This is a genomic window from Streptomyces sp. NPDC101225 (genome assembly GCF_044767585.1).
Taxonomy (GTDB): Bacteria; Actinomycetota; Actinomycetes; order Streptomycetales; family Streptomycetaceae; genus Streptomyces.
On sequence record NZ_JBIWOE010000003.1, the window covers coordinates 264,279 to 285,421 of the forward strand.

Sequence of the window (21,143 nt, forward strand, 5' to 3'; positions counted from 1 at the left end):
ACCGCACGGTCAGCGGATGCCGAACCGGTACGTCGTGCGGGACCGGAACACCTCGCCCGGCCGCAGCACCGTGCTCGGGAAGTCCGGCCGGTTCGGGGAGTCCGGGTAGTGCTGGGTCTCCAGCGCGATGCCGTCGCCGGGGGCGAAGGGCTCGCCCAGGTGGTCCGCGGTGTAGAGCTGCAGGCCGGGTTCGGTGGTCTCCACGGTCACCTTTCGCCCGGACGCGGGGTCGTGCAGCTCGGCGACCTCCCGGGGGGTGTCGGTGACCCCGCCGTCGAGCGCGAAGTTGTGGTCGTAGCCCCCGCCGGTCTTCCGCGCCTGACGGAAGTCGAAGCGGGTGCCCGTCACGTCGGCGAGGCCGCCGCTCGGGATCAGGTTCTCGTCGACCGGGGTGAAGCGGGAGGCGGCGAGCCGAAGTTCGTGCCCGCCCGCGTTGCCCGAGCCGCCGAGGTTGAAGTAGCTGTGGTTGGTCAGGTTCACCACGGTCGGCGCGTCCGTCACCGCCTCGTAGGAGAGCGCCAGCGCGCCGTCCGCCTCCAGCGTGTACGTCGCGGAGACCTCCAGCCGGCCCGGGAAGCCCTCCTCGCCGTGCGGGCTGACGCGGCTCAGCCGCAGCCCGTGCGCCCCCTCCGGCGTCACGTCCCACACCCGCTTGTCGAAGCCGCCGTCGCCGCCGTGCAGGGAGTTGGGGCCGTTGTTCTGCGCGAGCGCGTAGAGGGCGCCGTCCAGCGGGAAGCGGCCGCCCGCGATCCGGTTGGCGTACCGGCCGATCAGGGCGCCCAGGTACGGCTCCGGGTGCGTGAGATAGCCGTCCAGGTCGGCGAACCCCAGCACCACGTTCGCGGCGCGCCCGTCCCGGTCCGGGACCTCCAGCGACTGCACGATCCCGCCGTACGACAGGATCCCGACCCGTATGCCCGCCCGCTCCAGGGTCCAGCGGTGGACCGGAGCGCCGTCGGAAAGTGTGCCGAAGAGTTCGTTCATGTTCGGAACTTTAAGTCACGCCCCTGTGCCGCGCCTGCCTCAGGACCTCTTCGCGGTGACCTTGCGGTAGGCGATCTCCGCCAGCCGGGCCTGGCCGTTCACACTGGGGTGGAACCAGTCCCACTTGCTCAACTGCTCCGTGCCGAAGCGGTAGTCGTAGACCGCGTCGTCGTCGAAGCGGCACCGGACGTCCTTCGCGCAGACCTCCTTCAGGGCCGTGTTGTACGCCTCCACCCGCTTCTGCACCGTGTCCCGCCGCAGCATCGCCGCCGAGTCCAGGGCGTCCGCGTCGCTCAGCATCGAGGGGCAGATGCCGAGCTTCCACACCTGCTTGCCCAGCGGGTTGGTGCGCCCCTGCGACCACAGCCGCTTGAGGTTCGGCACGCTCGCCACGTAGACCTGTGTCTTGGGCAGGGACTCACGCAGCGTGCTCAGCGCGTCCTCGAAGTCGGCGCGGAAGCTCTCCACCGAGGTCATGGCCGAGGTGCTGGCCCGGCAGGCGTCGTTCGCCCCCGCCATCACGGTCACCAGCTGGGGCCGGCGTGTCGCCGCCTGGGCCATCTGGCCGGGCAGATCCGCCATACGGGCCCCCGTCACCGCGTAGTTCCAGCTGTGCTCCGCCGCGCGGGCCCTGCCCAGCAGCCGGACCGCGAGGCTGTCCACGTCGGAGCTGGTGCCGGTCGCCCAGGAGACCTCGGGGCAGTCGGACAGGACCGTACAGGCGTCGAAGCCGCGCGTGATGGAGTCGCCGACGGCGGCGATGGAGCGGGGGCTGACGTCCCACACGGGGGCCGGCTTCGCCCTGTGCGCCGAGGCACTCGCCGGTCCGGAGGAGTTGCCACCGACGGCGTCGCACCCGGCGAGGCCCAGCACGATCGCCGCCACGGCGGCGAGAACGGTCCGTGAGCGGTGGCTTGTCTTCCGCATGCGCCGGAGATCCCCTCGGTAGTCGTACGGACGTGTCCCTTCATGACAACGTGCGAGGGTTCCCGCTCCGCGCCCTCCTGGAACGGTTCACCCCCGTACAAGCGTCCTGCCGGGTGAATGGCGGACGTTTCAGCGCATCGGGACCGACGGTACGTCACACTCCTTGCGCCGCCGCACGGTAGCCTCGCCCTCAACGTGGCTGCCCGGCCACGCGTCCGCCAGTTCGCCAGATCGACCTGCTCTGCCCGGAGGTGCCGGTGACGACACGTGGGGTTCTGTACGTGCACTCCGCGCCGCGCGCGCTGTGCCCGCACGTCGAATGGGCCGTCGCCGGAGTGCTCGGCACGCGCGTCAACCTCGACTGGATCCGGCAGCCCGCCGCGCCCGGTACCTGGCGCTCGGAGTTCTCCTGGCAGGGCGAGGCCGGCACGGCCTCCAAACTGGCCTCCGCGCTGCGCGGCTGGCATCTGCTGCGCTTCGAGGTGACCGCCGAGCCCTGCCCCACCGCGGAGGGCGAGCGCTACAGCTGCACCCCTGACCTCGGCATCTTCCACGCCGTCACCGGCATCCACGGCGACATCCTGATCCCCGAGGACCGCCTGCGCGCCGCCCTGAGCCGTGCCCGGCAGGGCGAGACCGACCTCGAGGCCGAGATCGCCAAGCTCCTGGGCAAGCCGTGGGACGACGAGTTGGAACCTTTCAGATACGCGGGCGAGGGAGCACCGGTGCGCTGGCTGCACCAGGTCGTCTGAGGCACGCACACGCGAAGGGCCCCCACCGTCCGGTGGGGGCCCTTCGGTTCGCCGCGGGCGCCGCTCAGATGGTGCGGAAGGCCAGCACCACGTTGTGGCCGCCGAAGCCGAACGAGTCGTTCAGCGCGGCGATCCGGCCCTCGACGGGCAGCTTGCGGGCCTCGCCGCGGACGATGTCCGCGTTGGCCTCGGCCTCCGGGTCGAGGTTCTCGACGTTGATGGTCGGCGGAGCGATCCGGTGGTACAGCGCGAGGATCGTCGCCACGGACTCCACGCCGCCCGCGCCGCCCAGCAGGTGACCCGTCATCGACTTCGTCGCGGAGACCGCCATGTGGTCGGCGTCGTCGCCGAAGACCTTGCGCAGCGCCTTCAGTTCGGCCACGTCACCGGCGGGTGTCGAGGTGGCGTGCGCGTTGACGTGCACGATCTCGGCCGCGTTCAGGTCGGTGCGCTCCAGCAGGTTCTGCAGGGCGTGCGAGATGCCCTTGCCCTCGGGCTCCGGCTGCACTATGTCGTGACTGTCGGCGGAGATGCCCTGGCCGACCGCCTCGGCGTACACCCGGGCACCGCGCCCCGCGGCGTGCTCGGCGGACTCCAGGACCAGGACGCCGGCCCCCTCGCCGAGGACGAAGCCGTCCCGGTCGACGTCGTAGGGACGCGAGGCACCCTCGGGGTCCTCGTTGTTCTTGGACATCGCCATCATGTTGCCGAACGCGGCGATGGGCAGCGGGTGGATCGCCGCCTCCGTGCCACCCGCGACGACGACGTCGGCGCGGCCGGTGCGGATCATCTCGATGGCGTAGCCGATGGCCTCGGCACCCGACGCGCACGCCGAGACCGGCGTGTGCACGCCCGCACGGGCGCCCACGAGCAGGCCCACGTTGGCCGAGGGGCTGTTCGGCATCAGCATCGGGACGGTGTGCGGGGAGACGCGGCGGACGCCCTTCTCCTTGAGCACGTCGTACTGGTCCAGCAGCGTGGTCACGCCGCCGATTCCGGAGGCGATGACCGCACCGAGCCGTTCGGGGGCGACGTGGCTGTCCTCGCCCGCCTTGTCGGTGAAGCCGGCGTCCGCCCAGGCCTCCTTGGCCGCGATCAGCGCGAACTGCGCCGAGCGGTCCAGCCGGCGGGCCTGCGGCCGGGGAATGACCTCGGTCGGTTCCACGGCGACAGGCGCGGCGATGCGGACCGCCTGCTCGGCGGCCCACTCCTGCTCGAGCGGCTTGACACCGGACTTGCCGGCGATCAGGCCTTCCCAGGTAGAGGCTGCGTCGCCACCCAGCGGTGTGGTTGCGCCGATACCGGTGACGACCACGGTGCGATTGGTCGGGCTCACGGGAATTCTTTCTCCAACGGATCGGGATTCAGCGGCGCCACCGCCGGGTGGCGGGGCAAGGCAACCGGACCTGGAAGATCAGGCCTGGTGCTTGAGGATGTAGTCGGTCGCGTCGCCGACAGTCTTGAGGTTCTTGACGTCCTCGTCGGGGATCTTGACGTCGAAGCGCTCTTCGGCGGCGACGACGACCTCGACCATGGACAGCGAGTCGACGTCCAGGTCGTCGGTGAAGGACTTGTCCAGCTGGACGTCCTCAACCGGGATGCCGGCGATCTCGTTCACGATGTCGGCGAGACCGGCGACGATCTCTTCCTGAGTGGCGGCCATGTCAGGCGCTCCTTCTTTGTGGTCCAGAGGGTTTGGCTGGGTGTCCCGGGCCGGACCGGGTGTCGGTCCGGCACGGAGTGCCTAGGGGAGAGTAACGACCGTCGCGGCGTACACGAGACCCGCCCCGAAGCCGATGACGAGCGCGGTGTCGCCGCTCTTCGCCTCGCCGGTCGCCAGGAGCCGCTCCATCGCGAGCGGAATCGAGGCGGCCGAGGTGTTGCCGGTGGTGCGTACGTCACGCGCGACCGTGACGTGCTCCGGCAGTTTCAGCGTCTTCACCATCGAGTCGATGATCCGCTCGTTGGCCTGGTGGGGAATGAAGACGTCCAGGTCGTCCGGGGTGATTCCGGCCGCGTCCAGCGCCTGCTGGGCGACCTTCGCCATCTCGAACACGGCCCAGCGGAACACCGCCTGGCCCTCCTGCGTGATCGCAGGGAACTTGCCCGTGGAGCTGTCGTACTCGGTCCACGGCACGGTCTGCTTGATGGTCTCCGACTTGTCGCCCTCGGAGCCCCAGACCGTCGGGCCGATCGCGGGCTCCTTGGCCGGGCCCACCACGACGGCGCCCGCGCCGTCGCCGAACAGGAAGGCGGTGGCCCGGTCCTCGAGGTCGGTGAGGTCCGACAGCCGCTCCACGCCGATGACGAGGACGTACTCGGCGGACCCTTCGACGATCATGCCCTTGGCGAGCGTGAGGCCGTAACCGAAGCCGGCGCAGCCCGCAGAGATGTCGAAGGCGGCGGCCTTGGCCGTGCCGAGCTTGTCGGCGATCTCCGTCGCCACGGCCGGGGTCTGCTTGAAGTGCGACACGGTCGAGACGATCACGCCGCCGATCTGCTCGGCGGAGATACCGGCATCGGCGATCGCCTTGCCGGAGGCCTCGATCGACATCGCGGCCACGGTCTCCTCGTCCGAGGCCCAGTGGCGGGTCTCGATGCCGGAGCGCGAACGGATCCACTCGTCGGACGAGTCGATCTTCTCGAGGATCACCTCGTTCGGCACCACCCGGGTCGGACGGTAGCCGCCCACGCCGAGGATGCGCGCGTACGGGGCGCCCTTGCTGGGCTTGATCTTCGACATGTTCGTACGGCTCCTTAGGCTCAGGCTTCGGCGCCCGCCGCGCCGGCAGCGGAATCAGATGCTGCGGCGATGAGCGCGCGGGCCGCGTCGAGGTCGTCGGGGGTCTTCAGCGCCAGGGTCTGCACACCCGGCAGCGCGCGCTTGGCGAGGCCGACCAGCGTGCCGCCGGGGGAGACCTCGATGATCGCGGTCGCGCCGAGCTCCTTGAAGGTCTCCATGCACAGGTCCCAGCGGACCGGGTTGGCGACCTGGCCGACCAGCCGCTCGACGATCTCGGCGCCGGTGGCGACGGTCCGCCCGTCCTTGTTGGAGACGTAGGTGAGCCGCGGGTCGGCGGGCTCGAGCTCCTTGGCGGCCTCGGCGAGCGTGTCGACCGCGGGGGCCATGTGGTGCGTGTGGAAGGCGCCGGCGACCTTCAGCGGGACGACCTTGCGCACGCCCTCGGGCTTGTCCTCGTTCAGCGCGGCGAGCTGCTCCAGCGTGCCCGCGGCGACGATCTGGCCCGCGCCGTTGACGTTCGCCGGAGTCAGGCCGAGCTTCTCCAGGTGCGCGACGGAGACCTCCGGGTCGCCGCCCAGCAGCGCCGACATCCCGGTCCCGGTGATCGCGGCCGCCTCGGCCATCGCCAGACCGCGCTTGCGTACGAGGGTCAGCGCGGCCGTGTCGTTGAGGACGCCGGCGAAGGCCGCCGCGGTGATCTCGCCGACGCTGTGACCGGCGACGGCGCCGGGCGTCACGGCACCGAGTGCCGCGGCGGACAGCATGCCGGCGGCGACCAGCAGCGGCTGGGCCACCGCGGTGTCGCGGATGGCGTCCGCGTCGGCCTGGGTGCCGTAGTGGGCGAGGTCCAGTCCGATGGCGTCCGACCAGGCACCGACGCGGTCGGTGGCACCGGGCAGTTCGAGCCAGGGAGTCAGGAAGCCGGGCGTCTGGGCGCCCTGGCCGGGAGCGACGAGTACGAGCACTCTCACACTCTCTCTTGAGGGCGGCCCAAGCCGCCCGTGGGGACAGGGACGAAGAACACGAGGGGGTTTTGTGGACCCCCGACAAAAGCCTAGGCCGGGAGATCTCCGTCGGCCAGACGCCCCAGGATCAGCGCGATCCGCAGCGTGAACGCGGAGCGTACATCGGAAGGCGACCAACCGGTGACGTCAGTCACACGTCGGAGCCGGTAGCGCACGGTGTTGGGGTGAACGAAGAGCATCCGGGCGGCGCCCTCCAGACTGCTCGCCTGCTCCAGATAGACCGAGAGCGTCTCCAGGAGAGCCGATCCGGCCTCCTCCAGTGGTCTGTAGATCTCCTCCACCAGCTGCTCGCGTGCGCTCGGATCGCCGGCGATGGCGCGCTCCGGCAGCAGATCGTCGGCGAGCACCGGCCGCGGGGCGTCCTGCCAGGCGAAACAGGCCTTGAGGCCGGCGGCGGCGGCCTGCGCGGAGCGGGTCGCGGTGAGCAGATCGGCCACCACGGGCCCGGCCACGACGGGCCCGGCGGCGTACGGCCCGATCAGCGACTTGGCCACGCCGAGGGGATTGTCGCTGCCGCCGGCGATGACCACGAGGCGGTCGCCGAGCACGCCGGTGAGCACCTGGAGCTTGGCGTGCCGGGCGGCCCGCCGGATCGCCTCCACGGTCAGCTCGGAGTCGCCGTCGGGGGCGGTGCCCAGGACGACGCAGACGTGCTCGGGCGCGTTCCAGCCCAGGGCGGCGGCCCTGCTGACCGCGCCCTCGTCGGCCTCACCGCTGAGCACGGCGTTGACCACGAGGGACTCCAGCCGGGCGTCCCAGGCACCGCGTGCCTCGGCGGCCTGGGCGTAGACCTGGGCGGTGGCGAAGGCGATCTCGCGGGCGTAGACGAGCAGTGCCTCGCGCAGCACGCGCTCGTCGCCCGGAGCGGCCACCTCGTCGATGGCGCTCTCCATCACCTCGATGGTGGTGCGCACCATCTCCACGGTCTGGCGCAGGGTGATCGCCCGGGTCAGCTCGCGCGGAGCCGTGCCGAACACGTCCGTCGAGATCGCCTGGGGCGCGTCGGGATGCCGGAACCACTCGGTGAAGGCGGCGATTCCGGCCTGGGCGACCAACCCGATCCAGGAACGGTTCTCCGGCGGCATCGCCCGGTACCACGACAGCGTCTCGTCCATGCGCGCGATGGCCTGCGCGGCGAGAGAACCGGAGGACTTCTCCAGTCGCTTCAGGGTTCCGGCATGCGGGTGCACATCGGGAGCAACGGTTTCGGGCTTGCTCGTTTCGGGTTCGGGCACGGGACAAGACTGCCTTATCCGGACGGGAGTGCGCGTCGCCGGGTCGCCGGTGCGCCCCACGGCGCGGTGCGCGCGCCGCTACCGTGGGGTGCGTGATGGACGTACGGCGCGCCGCGGAGCGCTACCCGGGAGGTGACGCGGCGGCCGGCATCGAGTCCCGGCACGCCTTCTCCTTCGGCCCCCACTACGACCCCGACAACCTCCGCTTCGGCGCGGTGATCGCCTGCAACGAGGAGCGCCTGGCCCCGGGCGCGGGCTTCGACGAGCATCCGCACAGCCACACGGAGATCGTCACCTGGGTGGTCGAGGGCGAACTGACGCACCGTGACTCCGCGGGCCACCGGACCGTGGTGCGCCCCGGCGACGTGCAGCGCCTCAGCTCCGCGGCCGGCGTACGGCACGTGGAGCGCAACGACGACGACCGGCCGCTGGTCTTCGTGCAGATGTGGCTGGCCCCCCGCGAGCCGGGCGGCGACCCCGGCTACGAGATCGTCCGCGGCATCGCCGACTCGACGCCGTACGCGGTCCCGGAGGCCGGCGCGATGCTGCACGTCCGTCGCCTGCGGGCCGGGGAGCGCACCGCGGTCCCGGACGCCGCCCACGTCTACGTCCACGTCGTCCGCGGCGAGGTGGCGCTCGGCGCCGAGCGGCTGGCCGAGGGCGACGCGGCCCGCATCACGGACGCCGAGCACCTGGAGGCGGAGGCGCTGACCGAGGCGGAGCTGCTGATGTGGGAGATGACGGCGGCGCCCTGACGCCGCCGCGGCGAACGGCGGACCCTCACCGCAGCTCCGAGAGCACCGCATCCGTGAACGTCGGCCACGCCTCGACCGCCCACGGCCCGAAGTCCCGGTCCGTCAAAGCCGCGCACGCGAGCCCCGCGTCGGGGTCGATCCACAGGAACGTGCCCGACTGGCCGAAGTGGCCGAAGGTGCGCGGCGAGGAGGAAGCGCCCGTCCAGTGCGGCGACTTGGAGTCGCGGATCTCGAAGCCGAGGCCCCAGTCGTTGGGGTTCTGGTGGCCGTAGCCCGGCAGGACGCCCTTGGTGCCCGGGTACTGCACCGTCATCGCCTCGGCGACCGTGCGCGGGTCGAGCAGGCGCGGTGCCTGGATCTCGGCCGCGAACCGCAGCAGGTCCGCCACCGTCGAGACGCCGTCCTTCGCCGGGGAGCCCTCCAGCGACGTCCCCGTCATGCCGAGCGGCTCCAGCACCGCCTGGCGCAGATACTCCGCGAACGGGATGTCCGCCGCCTTGGCGATGTGGTCGCCGAGCTGCTCGAAGCCGGCGTTCGAGTACAGCCGGCGCTCGCCGGGCGGGGCCGTCACCCGGTGCTCGTCGAAGGCGAGGCCCGAGGTGTGGGCGAGCAGATGGCGCACCGTGGAGCCGGCCGGCCCGGCCGGCTCGTCGAGCTCGATCGCCCCCTCCTCGTACGCGACGAGGGCGGCGTACGCTGCGAGCGGCTTGGTGACCGAGGCCAGCGGAAAGCGCCGGTCGACGGGGCCGTGGGTGCCGGGGACCGTCCCGTCGGCACGCACCACGCCCGCCGCGGCAGCGGGAACCGGCCAGTTTTCGATCAACGCGAGGCTCTGCAAGGACATGCCGACGAGCCTAAGCGGCCCGGCGGCCCGGGAGCACCCAGGGGGGCGATGGCCGGTCCCGGGGGAGCACCCCGCCGATTTCTTACCTGTTCCGCTTGCTTGGAGTGCACTCCAAGGCCATAGCGTTGAGGGCATGACGGTGATGGAGACCACGCCCACCAGGACCGACGCCTGCGGCGCCCCACCCCACCCGCACAGGCGCCCCGAGGGGCAGGACAGCTACACGATCAGCGAGGTCGTCGCCTTCACCGGGCTGACCGCGCACACCCTGCGCTGGTACGAGCGGATCGGTCTGATGCCGCACGTCGACCGCTCGCACACCGGACAGCGGCGCTACAGCAACCGCGACCTCGACTGGCTGGACCTCGTCGGCAAACTCCGGCTGACCGGCATGCCGGTCGCCGACATGGTGCGGTACGCGGAGCTGGTGCGCGCGGGCGACCACACGTTCGGCGAGCGCTTCGAGCTGCTGGAGGCCACCCGCCGGGACGTGCTGACCCGGATCGCCGAGCTCCAGGACACCCTCGCGGTGCTCGACCGGAAGATCAGTTTCTACGCGGACGCCGACCGCGCCCGCGCCCACGAGGCAGAGAAGGTTCGATGACGCACCGCACGATCCCGACCGCACGGCTCGGCGCGACCGGCCCGGAGGTCGGCGTACAGGGCCTCGGCTGCATGGGCATGAGCTTCGCCTACGGCCCGGTCGACGCGAAGGCGTCGCGCGCCACCCTGGAGCGGGCCCTGGAGCTGGGCGTCACGCTGTACGACACCGCGGACGCCTACGGCATGGGCGAGAACGAGAAGTTCCTGTCGCCGTTCTTCAAGGCCCACCGCGACCGGCTGGTCATCGCGACCAAGTTCGCCCTGTCGATCCCGGCGGACGACCCGACCCGCCGCGTCATCCGCAACGACGCGCCCTACATCCGGCAGGCCGTCGAGGCCAGCCTGAGGCGCCTGGACGTCGACGTGATCGACCTCTACTACATGCACCGGCGCGATGTGAACGTGCCGATCGAGGAGACCGTCGCCACCATGGCCGAGCTGGTGCGCGAGGGCAAGGTCAAGCACCTGGGCCTGAGCGAGGTCACGGCGCGGGAGCTGCGCGCGGCCCAGGCCGTGCACCCCATCGCCGCGGTCCAGTCCGAGTGGTCGCTGTTCAGCCGGGACATCGAGGCGAACGTGGTGCCGGCCGCCCGCGAGCTGGGTGTGGCGCTGGTGCCGTACTCCCCGCTCGGCCGCGGCTTCCTCACCGGCTCCTTCACCAACGCCGACAAGGAGCTCACCGCGGACGACTTCCGCCGTCAGCAGCCCCGCTTCACGGGGGACAACGCCGCCGCGAACGCGGCCCTGCTGGAGCCGGTGCGCTCGTTGGCCGAGGCCCACGGCGCCTCGCCGGCCCAGATCGCCCTGGCCTGGGTCCAGCGGCAGGCGGCCGTCCACGGCCTGCCGGTGATCCCGATCCCCGGCACCCGCAAGCCCACCCGCGTCGAGGAGAACGCGGCGGCCACCCACCTCGCCCTCACGGAGGCGGAACTGGCCCTCCTGGAGCCGATCGCGGCCGGGGTCGCGGGCGAACGGTACGCGGACATGACGTTCACGTCCGCGGGCAGGGAGTGACCGGGCCCCGGAACTGCCAGGGCGTCACACCCCCTAGAGCTCGGCCAGCAGCTCGGCCTTCTTCGCCGAGAACTCCTCGTCCGTGACCAGGCCCGCCTGATGCAGTTCGCCCAGGTGGCGGATGCGGTCGGCGATGTCGGCGGGGTCGCGCCGCGCCGGCCCGGCGGGCACGGCCGCGGCTGCGTTCCGCCGCACCGCGGCCAGGACCGCGGCGGCGAACGGAAGCGACTCGTGGACGGGCCCGTACCCGAGCCCGAAGACCACGGCGGCCGGATCCTGGTCGGGCTGCGCGGGCGCCGCCGTCCCCTCGCGGCGTATCAGCCGCAGATGTCCCTCGAAGGCCTCGGGCGAGCGCCACTCCACCCCGCTCAGCTCGGCGACCGGGAAGCTCTGGTCGCCGGCCTTCCACTTCGCCGAGGACGCGCCCGTCCAGAACCAGCGGAAGTTCACCGTCCTGCCGTCGAAGGAGGCCTTCGCGTCGTACGCCTTGAACTGCCGGGGCGGCTCGGGAGGGTCCACCAGATGACGCTCGGCGGGCTCGCCGTCGTCCTTCAGCCGGGTCCGCAGCTCGTCGGCGTAGTACTCGGCGAGGGTCTCGCGCTCGGCGGGCAGCACCAGCCGGTAGGGATCGCACCCTTCCTTCAGCTGTCCCGCGGCCGCCTCCAGGAGCGGATCGGCGCCGGGACGCAGCTCGGCGCGCAGGACGACCGTGCCGCGTCTGCCGGGGGCCAGCGTCACCCCGGAGATCGCCTCGATCGGAACATGACGCTCACCCAGTGCCTGGAAGAGCTTGGGTGTTCGAATCCCCCGTTCGTAACGGATGAGCACGGAGTCGGACTCGAACTCCCAGGCGGCATGAAATCCGGCCAGTACGTCACCCATGCGGCTCATCGTATGCGGGTCCTGCTCTTTCGTCGCCATCCTGCGCGGACCGCAGTTTCTGCGCCTCTACGCGCGTCCGACGGCGGCGGCGCCGGACAAACCCGTCCGGCACGCACCGTCGTTCCGTGCACAGTGCACCGAGCGGTATGCGCCAACTCCGATCTCGGCGAAGTTCTCAAGACTCCGCGTGCCCGGCTCGAAGTAGCCGGCATGCCCCTTCGCGCCTTGCGCCGACAGCACCCGCGCCCCGAACCCGGCCGACACCGGGTCGGCCCCGTGGCCCAGCCCGCCGACCTCCATGTACGGCACGTCCTGGATCCAGTCCGTGGCGTCCCGCATCGCCCACACCTGGGCGGAGGTGTGCAGGTGGGAGGCGTTCTTCACGCGCATGCCGGGGCTGGCGGCCACCGCGATGTCGGCCACCCGGCGCGGCAGCTCGTGCGCGGCGAGCCCGCACACCACGGAGCCGTAGCTGTGGCAGAACAGCGACACCGGCGCCTTGCCGGGCAGGCCGCGCACGAGGGCGTTGAGCCGCACCGCGCCGTCCTCGGCGCGCATCGCCGTCGCCGACTCGATGCCGAGCCCGGCGGGCGCGGTGTAGTCGGCCCAGGCGATCACGGCGGTGCGCGTGGACGGGCTCGCCTCCTGCTCGGCGCCGTAGAGCGACTGGGCCATGCCGACCGGCGCCGAGTACTGGCGGTTGGTCTTCTGGAAGGTGAGCAGGTCGGTGTCGACGCCGGGGACGACGACCGACACGCGCTCGGCCGTGCCGAGGTCTCCGAACACCTCCGCGACCCGCCCCGATCCCGCGGGGTCGAAGGCGAGGATGTGCCGGTCGCCGCTCATCAGCGCCTCGTAGCGGTGCATACGGCGGCCCGCCTCCTGCTGCCCGGCGGGCGACAGGCGGCTGTCGTGCATGCGCTTGAGCTCGACCTTGCGCTGCTCGGCGAGCGCGTGGTGGTTGGCGCGGTAGCGCAGCTCGACCGGGGCGCCGTTCATGTTGCCGACCGCCAGCGCGTAGCGGCGCGCGAGATGCGCGCGCTCCTGTGCGGTGAGCGAGGCGAAGAAACGGGCCAGGCGGGCGGGGGAGGCGTCGGGGTCCGGCAGGTGGTGTCCGTGGAGGTGGCCGTGCTGCCAGGAGGAGACCGACGCCCGGAGCGGGGTCTGCGCGCGGTGGCTGCGCAGCGCCGTCCAGCCGGTCGTGGCCAGCATGACGAACACGACCGCCAGGGCGAGCAGTGCTCGCCCGACGCTCAGTTGCGGGGGAGTTTCGAAAGAAGTCACTGGGAGGACACACTAAAAGAACGGGAGGGTCTCGCGTGAGCCGAGTGACAGGGATCACGTTTCGATAACGCGGCGAGCGGCTCGGCGTGTCCGTATGTGTATCAGGTTGTCCGCCAGTTCTGTGTAAGCGCGGGTCCCACCTGTTCGAGGTACGCGATCGTCAACGCGCGCATCGCGTCCAGACCGAGCTCCCCGCCCGCGCTCCAGCGCCGCTCCGTCACCCGCATCACCCCGCCGAACACCGCCACCGCCAGCCGCGGCCGCGGATCGGCGTCCACGTCGACGCCCTCGCGACCGGCGAGCACGCGTGCCAGTGTGTCCTCGACCTCCTCGTTGCGCCGCAGGTGGGCGGCGAGCAGGACCGGTGTCGACTCGATCACCCGGTACATGCGCAGATACAGCTCGACCGGGACGACGGATTCGATGACCTCGCCGAGCGTGTCCCACCCCTCCAGGACCGCCTGGCGCAGCGCCTCCATGGGCGCCTCGCCGGCCGGCCGCTCGCGCACGGCCTCGACGAACCGCGCCACGGCCAGCTCCTGGAGGGCGAGGGCGGCCTCCTCCTTGCCGGCGAAGTAGCGGAAGAAGGTGCGCTGCGAGACGTCGACGGCCTCGGCGATCTCGTCGACGGTCGTCCGCTCGTAACCGCGTGTGGTGAACAGTTCGACGGCGGCCCGCAGCAGCGCGTCCCGGGTGCGCTGCTTCTTGCGTTGGCGGAGTGTTTCCATACGCGTCAGTTACTGACGTGTGATTTGGTTTGTCAATTGTCAGCGGCTGTCATTAGCCTCGATCGCATGACTAGTCAGACCACCATCGACACGACGGGGTCGGGGGACAGGGCACCGGCAGCCCCGTCGGACGCGTCGCGGGCCTCCGGGCTGCGCGGCCACCCCTGGTTCACGCTCATAACCGTCGCCGTCGGGGTCATGATGGTGGCCCTCGACGGCACCATCGTGGCCATCGCCAACCCGGCCATCCAGAAGGACCTCAAGGCGAGCTTCGCCGACGTCCAGTGGATCACCAACGGGTACTTCCTGGCCCTCGCGGTCTCCCTGATCACCGCGGGCAAGCTCGGCGACCGCTTCGGGCACCGCCAGACCTTCCTGATCGGTGTGAGCGGCTTCGCCGCGGCCTCCGGCGCCATCGGGCTGTCCAGCAGCATCGCCGCGGTCGTCACCTTCCGCGTCCTGCAGGGCCTGTTCGGCGCGCTGCTGATGCCGGCCGCGCTCGGCCTGCTGCGCGCGACCTTCCCGGCCGAGAAGCTGAACATGGCCATCGGCATCTGGGGCATGGTCATCGGCGCCTCCACCGCGGGCGGCCCGATCCTCGGCGGCGTCCTGGTCGAGCACGTCAACTGGCAGTCGGTGTTCTTCATCAACGTCCCGGTCGGCGCCCTCGCGCTGGTCCTGGGCCTGCTGATCCTGCGCGACCACCGCGCCGAGAAGGCCCCGCGCTCCTTCGACCTGCTGGGCATCGCCCTGCTCTCGGGCGCGATGTTCTGCCTGGTCTGGGCCCTGATCAAGGCCCCGGCGTGGGGCTGGGGCGATGGAAGGACATGGGCCTTCATCGGGGCCTCGGCGGTCGGTTTCGTCCTCTTCTCCTTCTGGGAGACGAAGGTCGCCGAGCCGCTGATCCCGCTCGGCCTGTTCCGCTCGGTCCCGCTGTCGGCGGGCGTGGTGCTGATGATCCTGATGGCCATCGCGTTCATGGGCGGCCTGTTCTTCGTGACGTTCTACCTGCAGAACGTGCACGGGATGAGCCCCATCGACGCCGGCCTGCACCTGCTGCCGCTCACCGGCATGATGATCGTCGCCTCGCCGCTGGCGGGCGTCGCGATCACCAAGCTCGGCCCGCGTGTCCCGCTGGCCGGCGGCATGATCGCGACCGCGGTCGCCATGTACGGCATGTCGACGCTCCAGGCCGACACCGGCAGCGCCGTGATGTCGGTCTGGTTCGCCCTGCTCGGTTTCGGCCTCGCGCCGGTGATGGTCGGCGCCACCGAGGTCATCGTCGGCAACGCGCCGATGGAGCTCTCCGGCGTCGCCGGCGGTCTCCAGCAGGCGGCGATGCAGATCGGCGGCAGTCTCGGTACGGCGGTGCTGGGCGCCGTCATGGCCTCCAAGGTCGACAGCGACCTGGCGGGCAACTGGCAGGACGCCGGGCTCCCGCGGCTGACCCCGGCGCAGCTGGGCCAGGCCTCCGAGGCGGTCCAGGTCGGCGTCGCCCCGGTCGCCAAGGGCACCCCGGACACGATCGCCGCCAGGATCGCGGACGTCGCGCACGACACGTTCATCTCCGGCATGAGCCTCGCGTCACTGGTCGCGTGCGGTGTCGCGACCGTGGCGGTCTTCGTCGCCCTGCTCACCAGGCGGGGCGAGAACGCGGAGGCGGGTGCGGGCGCCGCCCACATCTGAGCCGGCGCACGATGAGGGCGCATTCCCGTACAACTCGGCGGATCTCGAACCGACTTCGCCTATCAGGGTGAAGAGGCTAAAGATCCGCCGCTCCGGCAGCGCACCGCAGGTCACAGTGGTCACACCCGCCGTACGGCACGTTCCGCCGGCACATCCGTACGGATCTGCGGGCGACCGGTGCCGCGGCGCGCCGCCGGAGGGGGGCGGCGCGCCGGCGGCCCGGGGATGGGGGAGCGGATCGGGGGTACCCGCTGTGGGAACCCCGAACAGACCCCGGGGTTCAGGGAGTTGATGATGGCGGGCTTCGGACGAGGAACGCGCAGGCACCCCCGTTCGCGTGGCCGGACGTGGTCACGGTCCGGGCCGGATCGCGCAACGCTCGGAATCATCGGAGTCATCTGCGCGGTCGCGGGATTCTTCGTGCTGGGGATCATCCTCGGCCCCGTGGCGATGGTCTGCGGCCGGCTCGCGATGGGCCGCCAATGGGTACGCTCCGGTCCCGTTCCGGCCTTGGTCGCCCTGGTGCTGGGCGCCATCGACACGCTCCTGGCGATCATCTGGCTCGCGGGAGCGGCCACCCCGGGCAACGGGCCGCTGTGACCCGGGGCGTGTGAGAGGGAAGGGCCCCCGGTGGGACGACCGGGGGCCCCGCTCTCATCCCTCGACCCGCTCGACGGGCGCCGCCCTCAGCTCCGCCACCTCGGCCCGCAGTGCCCGTACCTCCTCGGTCAGCGCCTCGATGGCCTCCGTCTGCCGCCGCTCCTCCACGTCGTCCTTCTCGAACCGGGCGAGGAACCACGCGGCGATGTTCGCGGTCACCACACCGAGCAGCGCGATCCCGGACAGCATCAGCCCGACGGCGATCACCCGGCCCAGACCGGTCGTCGGCGCGTGGTCCCCGTACCCCACGGTCGTCATCGTCGTGAACGACCACCACAGGGCGTCACCCAGCGTCCGGATGTTCCCGTCGGGCGCGTCCCGCTCCGCCGAGAGCACGGCCAGCGAGCCGAACATCAGCAGTCCCACGACCGCCCCGGCGACGTAGGTCGTCAGCCTGATCTGCTCGGCCATCCGGGCCCGCCGCCCCACCAGCAGCAGCGTCGCGACCAGCCGCAGCAGCCGCAGGGGCTGGAGGATCGGCACCACCACGGCGCACAAATCCAGCCAGTGCCTGCGGACGAACGCCTTGCGGTCGCCCGCGAGCGCGAGCCGCGCCAGGTAGTCCGCGGCGAACGCGCCCCACACCATCCACTCCACCACCGTGCAGGCCGCGGTCAGCGAATGGCCCGCCGAACTGTCCACGATCGGCACGGCGTAGGCGACGGCGAACACCAACGCGAGCGCCAGCAGAGGCCGCTGGGTGTGGTGTTCCCAGCGTGCTTGCGCCGTTTCTTGCTCCATGCCCGCATCGTAAGGAAAACGTGAAGGGCGGCGGACCCGCACGTCCGCCGCCCTTCACGCCACCGCGTCCCGCTCCGGCCGCCGGCCGGAGCGGGACACCGCGGTTACGCGTCGCCGCCGGCGGCCCCCGGGTCCGCCGCCGTCACGTCGAGCAGCTGGTACCGGTCGATCGCCTGCTTGAGCACCGAGCGGTCGACCTTGCCCTCGCGGGCCAGCTCCGTCAGCACCGCCACCACGATCGACTCCGCGTCGATGTGGAAGAAGCGCCGCGCCGCGCCGCGGGTGTCCGCGAAGCCGAACCCGTCGGCGCCCAGCGACTGGTACGTCCCCGGCACCCACCGTGCGATCTGGTCCGGGACCGATCGCATCCAGTCGGAGACGGCCACGAACGGGCCCTCGGCCCCGCTCAGCTTCCGGGTCACGTACGGCACCCGCTGCTCCTCCTCCGGGTGCAGCAGGTTGTACCGCTCGGCCTCGACGGCCTCGCGCCGCAGCTCGTTCCAGGACGTCGCCGACCAGACGCCGGCCCGGACGTTCCAGTCCTCGGCGAGGATGCGCTGCGCCTCGACCGCCCACGGCACGGCCACGCCGGACGCGATGACCTGCGCCGGGACCGATCCCGCCGTGCCCTCGGCGATGCGGTGGACGCCCTTGACGATGCCCTCGACGTCGACGTCCGCCGGCTCGGCCGGGTGCTGGATGGGTTCGTTGTAGACGGTGAGGTAGTAGAAGACGTCCTCGCCGTGCGGGTGCTCCTCGGAGCCGCCGTACATCCGGCGCAGACCGTCCTGCACGATGTACGCGATCTCGTACGCGTACGCCGGGTCGTAGGCGACGCAGGCCGGGTTGGTCGAGGCGAGCAGCTGCGAGTGGCCGTCCGCGTGCTGCAGCCCCTCACCGGTCAGCGTCGTACGCCCGGCGGTCGCACCCAGCACGAAGCCGCGCGCCAGCTGGTCGGCCATCTGCCAGAACTGGTCGCCGGTGCGCTGGAATCCGAACATCGAGTAGAAGACGTAGACCGGGATCAGCGGCTCGCCGTGCGTGGCGTAGGCCGAGCCCGCCGCGATCAGCGAGGCCGTGCAGCCCGCCTCCGAGATGCCGTCGTGCAGCATCTGGCCGGTCGGCGACTCCTTGTAGGCGAGCAGGAGCTCGCGGTCCACCGACTCGTACTGCTGGCCGAGCGGGTTGTAGATCTTCGCGCTCGGGAAGAACGAGTCCATGCCGAAGGTGCGGTACTCGTCGGGCGCGATCAATACGAACCGCTTGCCGATCTCCTTGTCCCGCATGAGGTCCTTGAGCAGCCGCACGAAGGCCATCGTCGTGGCGATGGACTGCTGACCGGACCCCTTCTTCACGGATGCGTACGCCTTGTCGTCCGGCAGCGCGAGCGGCTCGGAGCGCACCACGCGCGTGGGGACGTAGCCGCCGCAGCCCTTGCGGCGGTCGTGCATGTACTGGATCTCCTCGGAGTCGCGCCCCGGGTGGTAGTACGGCGGCGCCCCGCTCTCCAGCTCCTTGTCGGAGATCGGCAGGTGCAGCCGGTCGCGGAAGCCCTTGAGGTCGCCGACCGTCAGCTTCTTCATCTGGTGCGTGGCGTTGCGGCCCTCGAAGTTCGGGCCCAGCGTCCAGCCCTTGATCGTCTTGGCCAGGATCACCGTCGGCTGGCCCTTGTGGGCCTTGGCCGCCGAGAACGCCGCGAAGATCTTCCGGTGGTCGTGACCGCCGCGCCCCAGGTGCAGGATCTGGTCGTCGGTCATGTTCTCGACCATCGCGCGCAGCCGCTGGTCGTCGCCGAAGAAGTGGTCGCGGATGTACGCGCCCGACTCGGTGGCGTACGTCTGGAACTGGCCGTCCGGCGTCGTGTTCATCCGGTTCACGAGCAGGCCGTCGCGGTCCTGGGCGAGCAGCGGGTCCCAGGAGCGGTCCCAGATGAGCTTGATCACGTTCCAGCCGGCGCCGCGGAAGACCGACTCCAGCTCCTGGATGATCTTGCCGTTGCCGCGTACCGGGCCGTCCAGGCGCTGCAGGTTGCAGTTGACCACGAAGGTCAGGTTGTCCAGGCCCTCGCGGGCGGCGATGGACAGCTGGCCGAGCGACTCCGGCTCGTCCATCTCGCCGTCGCCGAGGAAGGCCCACACGTGCGACTGCGAGGTGTCGGCGATCCCGCGCGCATGCATGTAGCGGTTCATCCGCGCCTGGTAGACGGCGCCGATCGGGCCGAGGCCCATGGAGACCGTCGGGAACTCCCAGAAGTCCGGCATCGAGCGCGGGTGCGGATAGCTGGACAGGCCGTCGGGGTACTTCGACTTCTCCTGGCGGAAACCGTCCAGCTGCGCCGCGCTGAGCCGGTCGAGCAGGTAGGCGCGGGCGTAGATGCCCGGAGAGGCGTGCCCCTGGAAGAAGACCTGGTCACCGCCGAGGCCGTCGTCCTTGCCGCGGAAGAAGTGGTTGAAGCCCACGTCGTACAGCGACGCCGAGGAGGCGAAGGTCGCGATGTGGCCGCCGACGCCGATGCCGGGGCGCTGGGCGCGCGAGACCATGACGGCCGCGTTCCACCGGGTGGCGTTCAGGATCCTGCGCTCGATCTCCTCGTTGCCCGGGAAGAACGGCTCGTCCTTGGTCGCGATCGTGTTGACGTAGTCCGTGCTGCGCATCTCGGGCACGGCCACGCGCTTCTCGCGGGCGCGTTCGATCAGCCGCAGCATCAGATAGCGGGCACGCTCACGGCCTCGCTGGTCGACGGCGGCGTCGAGGGAGTCGAGCCACTCCTGGGTCTCCTCGGGGTCGAAGTCAGGAACCTGACTCGGAAGGCCGCCAATGATGATCGGGTTGCGATCGGATCCGGAAGCCACGCTGATCCTTACCTGTCAGAGGGCTGTTCGAGCTGTATGTCGGTATGCCTGCACCGTTCCCCATCGTGTACCTCGGGCGGGCAAACGTCATCTCTACTGCGAGGTAACCGAGGTCCGCCTCAGCGACTTCGGGTTCCCAAAGCCGCAAAGGGGGCACAAAGGTGTGGTGTAGCTCACGCGGGGCGGCGGCCTCGTGCCTGGAGTTGCGGTGAGACGGCCAGGATCGTCACCGTTTCGGCGGTCTGAACGGCTGGGTACTTGCGCGATCCGTCCCGCCCGTGTGGACTACGGCCAATGCTTCGCGCACGCGCGTGGCTGAGACTCCTCCAAGCTCCCAGGGAGTGTGGAGGGAAACCCGTCCAAGACATGATCAGGAGGCAACCCGTGAGCGCGACCGCGGACCACGCGGAGACGAGCCCTGCCGTGAGGCTGGGGTTCCAGCCCGAGCAGGTGGTCCAGGAGATCGGCTACGACGACGACGTAGACCAGGAACTCCGCGAGTCCATCGAGGAAGTCATCGGCAGCGACCTCGTGGACGAGGACTACGACGACGTCGCCGATGCCGTGGTGCTCTGGTTCCGCGACGACGACGGCGACCTGACGGATGCGCTGGTGGACGCCACCACGTACATCGAAGAGGGTGGCTCGATCCTGCTCCTCACGCCGAAGACCGGCCGTGACGGCTACGTGGAGCCGAGCGACATCTCCGAAGCCGCGACGACGGCGGGACTGTCCGCCTCCAAGAGCGTCAGCGTGGGCAAGGACTGGAGCGGCAGCCGGCTGGTGACGCCGAAGGCGGCCAAGTCCAAGAGGTGACCTCGCCGGACGGGCCGGGCCTGCCGCCCGGCCCGTCCGTCGTACCCCGGTGATCGCTGCGTAGGGTGGGTGCCACCCGAACAGCCCCACCGAAAGGGACGTACTGCGATGGCCATCCAGGTCGGCGACAAGGCCCCCGACTTCGAGCTCAAGGACAACCACGGCGCCACGGTGAAGCTCTCCGACTTCCGCGGCCGGAAGAACGTGGTCCTGCTCTTCTACCCGTTCGCCTTCACCGGCGTGTGCACCGGTGAGCTGTGCGAGGTGCGCGACAACCTGCCGAAGTTCGCCGACCGCGACACCCAGGTGCTCGCCGTCTCCAACGACTCCATCCACACCCTGCGCGTCTTCGCCGAGCAGGAGGGCCTGGAGTACCCGCTGCTGAGCGACTTCTGGCCGCACGGCGAGGCCAGCCGCGCCTACGGCGTCTTCGCCGAGGACAAGGGCTGCGCGGTGCGCGGCACCTTCGTCATCGACAAGGAGGGCGTGGTCCGCTGGACCGTCGTCAACGCGCTGCCGGACGCCCGTGACCTGAACGAGTACGTCAAGGCGCTCGACACCCTGTGATTCTTCGGCGTCAAGCCCTGCGTGGTTCGGGAACCCCTCACTAGG

Annotated in this window: 21 protein-coding genes; 8 read left to right on the forward strand and 13 right to left on the reverse strand. The window is 71.0% G+C overall.

The window, feature by feature from the left end; all coding sequences use genetic code 11:
• Positions 1 to 9: 9 nt before the first annotated feature.
• The gene (locus ACIRPX_RS06050; protein ID WP_404188878.1) at positions 10 to 984 is read right to left on the reverse strand and encodes an aldose epimerase family protein; all 975 of its coding nucleotides are present in this window, start codon (positions 982 to 984) and stop codon (positions 10 to 12) included.
• 39 nt (positions 985 to 1,023) lie between these two features.
• Entirely contained in the window at positions 1,024 to 1,911 is an 888-nt protein-coding gene (locus tag ACIRPX_RS06055) for an SGNH/GDSL hydrolase family protein (RefSeq protein WP_404188881.1), read from the reverse strand.
• A 257-nt stretch (positions 1,912 to 2,168) separates the two neighbouring features.
• Here ACIRPX_RS06055 and ACIRPX_RS06060 point away from each other — a divergent pair, with 257 nt between their 5' ends.
• On the forward strand, positions 2,169 to 2,663 hold the full coding sequence (locus ACIRPX_RS06060; protein WP_404188884.1) for a DUF3145 domain-containing protein: 495 nt from the start codon (positions 2,169 to 2,171) through the stop codon (positions 2,661 to 2,663).
• Positions 2,664 to 2,727: 64 nt separating this feature from the next.
• Here ACIRPX_RS06060 and fabF read toward each other — a convergent pair whose 3' ends face one another.
• From fabF to ACIRPX_RS06085, 5 genes are all read right to left on the reverse strand, one after another.
• On the reverse strand, positions 2,728 to 3,999 hold the full coding sequence (gene fabF, locus ACIRPX_RS06065) for a beta-ketoacyl-ACP synthase II (RefSeq protein WP_404188887.1): 1,272 nt from the start codon (positions 3,997 to 3,999) through the stop codon (positions 2,728 to 2,730).
• Between the two features lie 78 nt (positions 4,000 to 4,077).
• Positions 4,078 to 4,326 carry an acyl carrier protein gene (locus tag ACIRPX_RS06070; RefSeq protein ID WP_015660680.1) on the reverse strand — a complete coding sequence of 83 codons (249 nt, stop codon included), beginning with the start codon at positions 4,324 to 4,326 and terminating at the stop codon, positions 4,078 to 4,080.
• 81 nt (positions 4,327 to 4,407) lie between these two features.
• Positions 4,408 to 5,406 carry a ketoacyl-ACP synthase III gene (locus ACIRPX_RS06075; protein ID WP_404188889.1) on the reverse strand — a complete coding sequence of 333 codons (999 nt, stop codon included), beginning with the start codon at positions 5,404 to 5,406 and terminating at the stop codon, positions 4,408 to 4,410.
• 20 nt (positions 5,407 to 5,426) lie between these two features.
• Positions 5,427 to 6,371, reverse strand: coding sequence for an ACP S-malonyltransferase (locus ACIRPX_RS06080; protein ID WP_404188891.1), 945 nt, complete (start codon positions 6,369 to 6,371; stop codon positions 5,427 to 5,429).
• A gap of 89 nt (positions 6,372 to 6,460) precedes the next feature.
• The gene (locus ACIRPX_RS06085) at positions 6,461 to 7,666 is read right to left on the reverse strand and encodes a PucR family transcriptional regulator (protein WP_404188893.1); all 1,206 of its coding nucleotides are present in this window, start codon (positions 7,664 to 7,666) and stop codon (positions 6,461 to 6,463) included.
• Positions 7,667 to 7,761: 95 nt separating this feature from the next.
• On the opposite strand from ACIRPX_RS06085, the gene ACIRPX_RS06090 reads away from it, so the two are divergent.
• The gene (locus ACIRPX_RS06090) at positions 7,762 to 8,421 is read left to right on the forward strand and encodes a pirin family protein (RefSeq protein ID WP_404189277.1); all 660 of its coding nucleotides are present in this window, start codon (positions 7,762 to 7,764) and stop codon (positions 8,419 to 8,421) included.
• A 25-nt stretch (positions 8,422 to 8,446) separates the two neighbouring features.
• Here ACIRPX_RS06090 and ACIRPX_RS06095 read toward each other — a convergent pair whose 3' ends face one another.
• Positions 8,447 to 9,265, reverse strand: coding sequence for a serine hydrolase domain-containing protein (locus ACIRPX_RS06095; RefSeq protein WP_404188896.1), 819 nt, complete (start codon positions 9,263 to 9,265; stop codon positions 8,447 to 8,449).
• 133 nt (positions 9,266 to 9,398) lie between these two features.
• On the opposite strand from ACIRPX_RS06095, the gene ACIRPX_RS06100 reads away from it, so the two are divergent.
• Positions 9,399 to 9,869, forward strand: a complete 471-nt coding sequence (locus ACIRPX_RS06100; RefSeq protein WP_404188900.1) for a MerR family transcriptional regulator — start codon at positions 9,399 to 9,401, stop codon at positions 9,867 to 9,869.
• Positions 9,866 to 10,882 carry an aldo/keto reductase gene (locus ACIRPX_RS06105; protein WP_404188902.1) on the forward strand — a complete coding sequence of 339 codons (1,017 nt, stop codon included), beginning with the start codon at positions 9,866 to 9,868 and terminating at the stop codon, positions 10,880 to 10,882. The genes ACIRPX_RS06100 and ACIRPX_RS06105 overlap by 4 nt, the downstream gene beginning before the upstream one ends.
• Before the next feature lie 33 nt (positions 10,883 to 10,915).
• Here the strand turns inward: ACIRPX_RS06105 and ACIRPX_RS06110 are convergent, their stop codons facing one another.
• The 3 genes from ACIRPX_RS06110 to ACIRPX_RS06120 all read right to left on the reverse strand — a co-directional run bounded on the left by ACIRPX_RS06110 (position 10,916) and on the right by ACIRPX_RS06120 (position 13,776).
• Positions 10,916 to 11,773, reverse strand: coding sequence for a DUF4429 domain-containing protein (locus ACIRPX_RS06110; protein ID WP_404188905.1), 858 nt, complete (start codon positions 11,771 to 11,773; stop codon positions 10,916 to 10,918).
• Positions 11,774 to 11,830: 57 nt separating this feature from the next.
• Complete coding sequence (locus ACIRPX_RS06115) at positions 11,831 to 13,048, reverse strand: alpha/beta hydrolase (RefSeq protein WP_404188908.1); 1,218 nt, start codon at positions 13,046 to 13,048, stop codon at positions 11,831 to 11,833.
• Positions 13,049 to 13,149: 101 nt separating this feature from the next.
• Positions 13,150 to 13,776 (reverse strand): TetR/AcrR family transcriptional regulator, encoded by a 627-nt coding sequence (locus ACIRPX_RS06120; RefSeq protein WP_404188911.1) that lies wholly within the window; start codon positions 13,774 to 13,776, stop codon positions 13,150 to 13,152.
• A 66-nt stretch (positions 13,777 to 13,842) separates the two neighbouring features.
• On the opposite strand from ACIRPX_RS06120, the gene ACIRPX_RS06125 reads away from it, so the two are divergent.
• Positions 13,843 to 15,462, forward strand: a complete 1,620-nt coding sequence (locus tag ACIRPX_RS06125) for an MFS transporter (RefSeq protein WP_404188914.1) — start codon at positions 13,843 to 13,845, stop codon at positions 15,460 to 15,462.
• A gap of 291 nt (positions 15,463 to 15,753) precedes the next feature.
• Positions 15,754 to 16,062, forward strand: a complete 309-nt coding sequence (locus ACIRPX_RS06130) for a small hydrophobic protein (RefSeq protein ID WP_404188917.1) — start codon at positions 15,754 to 15,756, stop codon at positions 16,060 to 16,062.
• Positions 16,063 to 16,116: 54 nt separating this feature from the next.
• Here ACIRPX_RS06130 and ACIRPX_RS06135 read toward each other — a convergent pair whose 3' ends face one another.
• Both ACIRPX_RS06135 and aceE read right to left on the reverse strand, forming a co-directional pair.
• Positions 16,117 to 16,863 (reverse strand): potassium channel family protein, encoded by a 747-nt coding sequence (locus ACIRPX_RS06135; protein ID WP_404188919.1) that lies wholly within the window; start codon positions 16,861 to 16,863, stop codon positions 16,117 to 16,119.
• Positions 16,864 to 16,967: 104 nt separating this feature from the next.
• Positions 16,968 to 19,715, reverse strand: coding sequence for a pyruvate dehydrogenase (acetyl-transferring), homodimeric type (gene aceE, locus ACIRPX_RS06140; RefSeq protein ID WP_404188922.1), 2,748 nt, complete (start codon positions 19,713 to 19,715; stop codon positions 16,968 to 16,970).
• Positions 19,716 to 20,099: 384 nt separating this feature from the next.
• Here aceE and ACIRPX_RS06145 point away from each other — a divergent pair, with 384 nt between their 5' ends.
• Positions 20,100 to 20,531 (forward strand): DUF3052 domain-containing protein, encoded by a 432-nt coding sequence (locus ACIRPX_RS06145; protein ID WP_181362360.1) that lies wholly within the window; start codon positions 20,100 to 20,102, stop codon positions 20,529 to 20,531.
• Positions 20,532 to 20,639: 108 nt separating this feature from the next.
• Positions 20,640 to 21,098, forward strand: coding sequence for a peroxiredoxin (locus ACIRPX_RS06150; protein ID WP_404188925.1), 459 nt, complete (start codon positions 20,640 to 20,642; stop codon positions 21,096 to 21,098).
• The last annotated feature ends 45 nt before the right edge of the window (positions 21,099 to 21,143 follow it).

Coding starts and splice junctions, on each gene's coding strand:
- ACIRPX_RS06105 (WP_404188902.1), top strand. CDS start 9,866: ATGACGCACCGCACGATCCCGACCGCACGGCTCGGCGCGACCGGCCCG.
- ACIRPX_RS06110 (WP_404188905.1), bottom strand. CDS start 11,773: ATGAGCCGCATGGGTGACGTACTGGCCGGATTTCATGCCGCCTGGGAG.
- ACIRPX_RS06135 (WP_404188919.1), bottom strand. CDS start 16,863: ATGGAGCAAGAAACGGCGCAAGCACGCTGGGAACACCACACCCAGCGG.
- ACIRPX_RS06070 (WP_015660680.1), bottom strand. CDS start 4,326: ATGGCCGCCACTCAGGAAGAGATCGTCGCCGGTCTCGCCGACATCGTG.
- ACIRPX_RS06125 (WP_404188914.1), top strand. CDS start 13,843: ATGACTAGTCAGACCACCATCGACACGACGGGGTCGGGGGACAGGGCA.
- ACIRPX_RS06055 (WP_404188881.1), bottom strand. CDS start 1,911: ATGCGGAAGACAAGCCACCGCTCACGGACCGTTCTCGCCGCCGTGGCG.
- ACIRPX_RS06090 (WP_404189277.1), top strand. CDS start 7,762: ATGGACGTACGGCGCGCCGCGGAGCGCTACCCGGGAGGTGACGCGGCG.
- ACIRPX_RS06130 (WP_404188917.1), top strand. CDS start 15,754: ATGATGGCGGGCTTCGGACGAGGAACGCGCAGGCACCCCCGTTCGCGT.
- ACIRPX_RS06100 (WP_404188900.1), top strand. CDS start 9,399: ATGACGGTGATGGAGACCACGCCCACCAGGACCGACGCCTGCGGCGCC.
- ACIRPX_RS06150 (WP_404188925.1), top strand. CDS start 20,640: ATGGCCATCCAGGTCGGCGACAAGGCCCCCGACTTCGAGCTCAAGGAC.
- ACIRPX_RS06050 (WP_404188878.1), bottom strand. CDS start 984: ATGAACGAACTCTTCGGCACACTTTCCGACGGCGCTCCGGTCCACCGC.
- ACIRPX_RS06120 (WP_404188911.1), bottom strand. CDS start 13,776: ATGGAAACACTCCGCCAACGCAAGAAGCAGCGCACCCGGGACGCGCTG.
- ACIRPX_RS06095 (WP_404188896.1), bottom strand. CDS start 9,265: ATGTCCTTGCAGAGCCTCGCGTTGATCGAAAACTGGCCGGTTCCCGCT.
- ACIRPX_RS06075 (WP_404188889.1), bottom strand. CDS start 5,406: ATGTCGAAGATCAAGCCCAGCAAGGGCGCCCCGTACGCGCGCATCCTC.